Genomic DNA, 5,243 nt, shown 5'->3' on the forward strand with positions numbered 1-5,243 from the left:
AAAACACGTCTCCCCCGCCCCCCCTCGCGGGGGGGGGAGGGGGGACAAAGTGAAAAAAGGGGGGAAGGATAGGGGGGGGCGGCGGCCCCACCCCCCCCCCCCCCCCCCCGCCGACGTGTTGATCGGCTGTCTACCGGCTGCTGCGAGGGTGCGGGCGCTGGAGTCCCACGTGAGCAAGGAGCAGGGAAGTGTTGCGAACCATGGTGGCCCGTACCGCGGTTGTCGGTGCGGTGGTGTTGGCGGGGGTGTCCGGGCTGTTTGCCGTGGCGGCGGGGGATCCCGTACGGCACGGCTCGCCGGCCGCACCGCCGTCGGCCTGCGGGGGGTCGGCGGACGTGCAGTGCCTGGCGAGCAAGATCGCCTGGAACGGGACGGGGCTGGTCATCCGGCTGAGGTGACGGACCCGTCGGCGGTGGCCAGGGCCGTGAGCAGCGACCGGGCGTCGGCTGACTCCGGGGCGTCCAGGCCGCTGAGCAGTCGGTGCGCCTGCGCCGCGTGAGTGCGGGCGGCGGGATGGTCGCCGCGGGCGGTCACCGCATGGGCCAACACCAGGTGGGCGAGGGCGCGTTCGCGCTGTCGCCCACCTCGCGTGGCGAGCCGGAGGGCCTCGGTCGCCTCCTCGACGGCCTCCTCGACCCGCCCGAGCAGGCGCAGCACCTCGGCCAGGCGGCTGCGGGCCGCCGACTCCCGGTCCAGGTCCCCGGCGGGGCCCGCGCGGTCGACGCAGGCGCGCAACTGGGCGGCGGCGTCGTCGAGTCGGCCCAGCTCCCGGTGGGCGAGGCCGAGGACGTAGTGCACGTAGGCGGTCATCGCGGCGTCGGCGGTGCCGTCGGGTTCGGCGAGGAGCCGCCCGCAGGTTGCCGCGGCCTCCTGGGCGTGACCCGTGCGGATCCGGGACAGCGCCGCGTTCGCGGTGCTCGCCACCTCACCGGAACGGTGGCCGAGGCGGCGGGCGAGGGTCGCCGCCTGGTCGAAGGCGGCGATCGCCTCCTCGTGCCGGGCCTGGGCCTGGGCGATCAGGCCCAGGTCGTTGAGGGCCTGCCGCAGCACGGCCGGGTCGCCCGCCTCCTGGCAGGCCCCAGCCGCCCGGCGGGCCTGCTCGGCGGCCTCGGCCAGCCGGGCCCGGCCCAGCAGGACGGTGCCGAGGAGGAACCGGGCACGGCCCTCGGCGGCGCGGTCGCCGGTGTGGAGCGCGGCGGCGACGAGGAGGCGGGCCGCCTCCTCCGCCCGCCCGGCGACGGCACCCAGGCCGAGGGGGCTCAGGGCGATCAGCAGGTCGACGGCCGAGCGCAGGGTGGCGGAGTCCGGGTCGAGGGTGGCGAGGGCTGCGGCGAGCGCGACGGCGGCGGGCGTCTCGGACCGGGCCCAGCGGCGGGCCTCCGGCAGGTCCGCGAAGACCGGGTGGGGCGCCGGTGCACCGAACACATCGGCGACCGGGTCCCCGGGGACGGCGAGGGCGAAGGCCGTACGGGCGTGAGCGAGGAGCAGGGCCAGCAGGCGGTGGTGGGCGGTGCTGCGTTCGGTCGGGTCGAAGTGCAGGGACGTCCGGCGGGCGAAGGCCCGTACCAGGTCGTGGAAGCGGTAGCGGCCGGGGCCCGTCGACTCCAGCAGGGCCTGGTCCACCAGCGCCTCGGCGAGGTGCTCCGTTTCGTGCTCCGGCAGGTCGAGCACGGCGGCCGCCGAGGCCAGGCCGATGTCCGGTTCCACCCAGGCGAGTCGGCGGAAGGCTGTCGCCAGGGGCGGCGGGAGGAGACGGTAGCTGAGCTCGAAGACCTGCTCGGCGAGCCCCTCCCGGTCCTCGGCCAGGCTGCGGAGGAGGTCGGCGATCGGCTGGTCCGGGGTGGCGGCGAGCCGGGCGGCGGCGATTCGCAGGGCCAGCGGGAGGCGGCCGCAGGCCTCGACCAGGTGCTCGGCGTCGGAGTGCTGGGCGGATCGCCGGGCGGGGCCGATGACCGAGTCCAGGAGGCCGATCGCCTCCTGGCGGCTGAACACGTCCAGGGCGATGCGCAGGACGGACGGGACGCCGGGCAGCGCGGTGCGGCTGGTGACGAGGACGGCGCAGTCGGAGGAGCCGGGGAGGAGAGGCTGGAGCTGGGCGTCGTCACGGGCGTTGTCGAGCAGGATGAGCAGTTGCTTGCCGGTGGTGACGGTACGGAAGAGCGCGGACCGGCCCGCGAGGTCCTGGGGCACGGCGGACGGGCGGATGCCGAGGGTGGTCAGGAAGTCGGCGAGGACGTCGGAGGCGCTCGCGGGGACGAGGTCGGCACCCCGGAGGTCGGCGTAGAGGCGGCCGTCCGGGAAGTCCGGGCGCAGGGCGTGGGCGGCGCGCACGGCGAGGGCGGTCTTGCCGACGCCGGCCATGCCGGTGACGGTGACCAGGCGCAGGCCGGTGCTGGTGATGGTGCGGTCGGTGAGGGCGCGGGCGATGTCGGCGACGTGGGCCTGGCGGCCGGTGAAGTGGGGAGGGGAGGAGGGGAGTTGGTCCGGGTCCAGCTCGTGGCGGAGGGCGGTGATCTCGGGGCCTGGCTCGATCCCGAGGTGCTCGACCAGACGGGCGTGGAGGGCGTCGTGGACGGCGCGGGCCTCGGCGGTGCGGCCGCTGCGGTGCAGGGTGCGGATGAGGAGGGCCTGGAGGCGTTCGCGGAAGGGGTGTTCGGCGGCGAGTGCTGCCAACTCGGGCAGCTGGTCGGCGGAGTGGTCGAGGGAGAGGAGTTCCTCCTGGAGGGTGAGGCGGAGCTCGGAGAGGCGCTGGCGTTCGCGCTCCATGAGGGGGCCGGGGAGGTCGGCGAGCGGCTCGCCGCGCCAGAGGGCGAGGGCGTTGGAGAGGTGGGCCTGGGCCTGCTGCGGGTGCTTCCCGGCGAGTTCGTGGAGCTGCCTGACCCGCCAGAGATCGATGTGGTCGGGATCGATCGCCAGCCGGTAGCCACCGGATTGGGAGAGCAGGAGCGAAGGCTTCTCGCGTACGGGCTCAAGGAGCTTGCGTAGCTGGGAGATGTACGAGCGGAGGGCGACGACGGGAGATCCGGGTGGTTCGTCGCCCCATAAGTCGTCGGTCAGTTGGTCGATCGCCACGACGGAGTTCGGCCGCAGGAGGAGTGCGACCAGCACCGCCCGCTGCCGAGGCGCCCCCAGCTCGATGGTCGTTTCGGCGCGCTGCACCCGCAGCGCGCCGAGTAAGGCGAACTCCAGCGGAGCTGGATCGGCACCCGGCCGCATGGGGTTCTCCTGATGGGACGACGGAATCAGACGGAGCCGAACTCGCCGGACTTGATGCCGGCGATGAAGGACTCCCAGGCGTCCGTCCCGAAGGCGAGCTGCGGGCCTTCGGGGTCCTTGCTGTCGCGGACGGGAAGGATACCCGGGTGGCCGGGCGCGACCTCGATGCACTGGCCGCCGCCGTTGCTGTACGAGGACTTCATCCAGGAACGGGGCTTGACGGTCGTCGTGGGGATCATGGTGTGCAACTCCTCGAGGCGGTTGCGGATATGGGCAAGCGAGTCCGAGCAGGAGAGCGCCTGGACCTGCAACCAATCGTAAGTCCTCAAGAGAGAGCGGATCTTGATTTCGTCATCGCGCTCGACGTAGCCGCGTTGGACGGTCTCGAGGTAGACCATCCAGGCGCCCTTCGGGCTGGTCAGCAGAGTGAACGGCATGGTTGTCGGAAGGTGCTCACCGAGGCTGAACAGGGCGATCTGCAACGTGACGTGCGGAAGGGCAGCCACGCTCTCAAGCCGTCGAAGCTGCTCTGCCATGACGAAGGGGCCGCCGACCGGGCGCAGGCAGCTCTCGTCCATGACGATGTGGACGGAGGGCGCCGGGTCGCGGTACAGAATGGCTTGCCTCGCCATGCGAACGTTCAGACGCTCAATGGCCTTCCCCTCGGGGATCTCGCCCCTTTGAGCCGCAGCCTCGATGAGCGTGGACGCGTATCTCCGGGTCTGGAGCAGTCCAGGGATGACATTCAGCTCGTGGATCCGGAGTGCGGTGGCCTTGGTCTCGTGCTCGATGTAGGCGGGGAATCCGCCGATCAAGGTGCTGCTCTTCGTGCTCCAGTACAGGAGTTCAAGCGCTCCACACGTGTCGAGCACCTTGTCGGCCCGCCGGAGGAGCTTGAGCGGGGCGGGGCGCTCTCCTGTTTCGATCAGGGAGATCAGCGAGTCGCTGTAGTTGATCAGCTTCCCGAGCTCGACCTGCGTGAGGCCCCTCGCCTTGCGGAAGCGGCGCAGCTGTTCGCCGATTGCCTCGTTCGGAGTAGGGGTCTGCTCAAGCTCCTGCTGCGCCATGGTCATCACGCCATTCCACAATGCTGGCTGTCAAAGTGAACCTCTTCCGATGCTAGGCGCAATTGGCCACCCTTGGTGAGGAGTTAGCAACAGAGAGGAGTTATTCCGTGGATATGACTAACGCTCAATCTGGCGAAAGCATCATCCTCCAGCGGAGCTTCCCGCCCTGCCGGTGTCCCCGGTGTGGCGATTCCATCCCGGAGGCGGGGCTGGCCGACCACGCCATCGCCCCGGCGGCGCCGCCCGCGCGGCGGGTGGCGCCGCCGTGCGAGCCCTACCGGCCCTCCGTCCTCGGCGAGCGGGTCTTCGACGTCCGTTCCGGCCGCTGGGCCGCCTTCATGGGGTGGCAGCACGGGAGCGCCTTCCTCCGGCCTCTCGGTGGGGGCATCGAGTGGGACACCGAAGCGCGTTGGATCACGAACACCGAACTGTGAGATGCCCGATGAGCAGCATGATCAACAAGATCACGGCCGAGGACCGGCGCGACGCGGCCGACATTCTCGACGACCTCCAAGCCGTCCTGAACGCCGCCGAGATCAAACTCCCCTCCCTCGGCATCGACTGGCGCCTCGTCAAGGAGACCGGCGTTCTCCTGATCGACCTGGGCTCCGCCCGGCCGGACGTCATCGAGCGGCTGGTCGTCGTCCTCCGCAGGGGTATGCGACCCTAGCCACCGCCGGTGTGATCACCATCGGCAGCTTTCTGCTCGCCGGGGCCGTCGTCCTCGCGATTCCCGGCGACATATCCCCGGCGGCCGACGCGCTGGTGTTCGTCCTCGTCTTCCTCGCCATCTCCACCGGTGGATTCTCCATCGCCGCAGGATGGTTGAGGGTACGCAGTTAGCAATGGCTCGGGGGTTGGGGGGGGCTTTGAACCCCAGCGCGTGGTCCTTTGCCTCGGGGGGGTTCCTCTCCCCCGCGTCAGGAAAACAAGCCAGGGGGAAGCTCTTTTCAGTCTCCC

General features: G+C 71.4%; 5 protein-coding genes. 3 read left to right on the forward strand and 2 right to left on the reverse strand.

The window, feature by feature from the left end; all coding sequences use genetic code 11:
* Positions 1-188 precede the first annotated feature (188 nt).
* Positions 189-398, forward strand: a complete 210-nt coding sequence (locus tag ACZ4W5_RS20860; protein WP_402477341.1) for a hypothetical protein — start codon at positions 189-191, stop codon at positions 396-398.
* On the opposite strand, the gene ACZ4W5_RS20865 is transcribed toward ACZ4W5_RS20860, so the two are convergent.
* Both ACZ4W5_RS20865 and ACZ4W5_RS20870 read right to left on the reverse strand, forming a co-directional pair.
* Entirely contained in the window at positions 382-3,216 is a 2,835-nt protein-coding gene (locus ACZ4W5_RS20865) for an AfsR/SARP family transcriptional regulator (protein WP_465656085.1), read from the reverse strand. The two genes, ACZ4W5_RS20860 and ACZ4W5_RS20865, sit on opposite strands and share 17 nt — an antisense overlap.
* A gap of 26 nt (positions 3,217-3,242) precedes the next feature.
* Positions 3,243-4,289, reverse strand: coding sequence for a helix-turn-helix domain-containing protein (locus tag ACZ4W5_RS20870; RefSeq protein WP_465656086.1), 1,047 nt, complete (start codon positions 4,287-4,289; stop codon positions 3,243-3,245).
* Positions 4,290-4,725: 436 nt separating this feature from the next.
* On the opposite strand from ACZ4W5_RS20870, the gene ACZ4W5_RS20875 reads away from it, so the two are divergent.
* Both ACZ4W5_RS20875 and ACZ4W5_RS20880 read left to right on the forward strand, forming a co-directional pair.
* Complete coding sequence (locus tag ACZ4W5_RS20875; RefSeq protein ID WP_360243800.1) at positions 4,726-4,953, forward strand: hypothetical protein; 228 nt, start codon at positions 4,726-4,728, stop codon at positions 4,951-4,953.
* Positions 4,954-4,964: 11 nt separating this feature from the next.
* A complete protein-coding gene (locus tag ACZ4W5_RS20880; RefSeq protein WP_360243803.1) occupies positions 4,965-5,126 on the forward strand; it encodes a hypothetical protein in 162 nt (53 codons plus the stop codon).
* The last annotated feature ends 117 nt before the right edge of the window (positions 5,127-5,243 follow it).

The sequence above is a fragment of the Kitasatospora sp. NPDC029367 genome (genome assembly GCF_055569135.1).

Bases quoted from the DNA above. Each gene is read 5' to 3' on its own strand.
- ACZ4W5_RS20875 (WP_360243800.1), top strand. From the start codon at position 4,726: ATGAGCAGCATGATCAACAAGATCACGGCCGAGGACCGGCGCGACGCG.
- ACZ4W5_RS20870 (WP_465656086.1), bottom strand. From the start codon at position 4,289: ATGACCATGGCGCAGCAGGAGCTTGAGCAGACCCCTACTCCGAACGAG.
- ACZ4W5_RS20865 (WP_465656085.1), bottom strand. From the start codon at position 3,216: ATGCGGCCGGGTGCCGATCCAGCTCCGCTGGAGTTCGCCTTACTCGGC.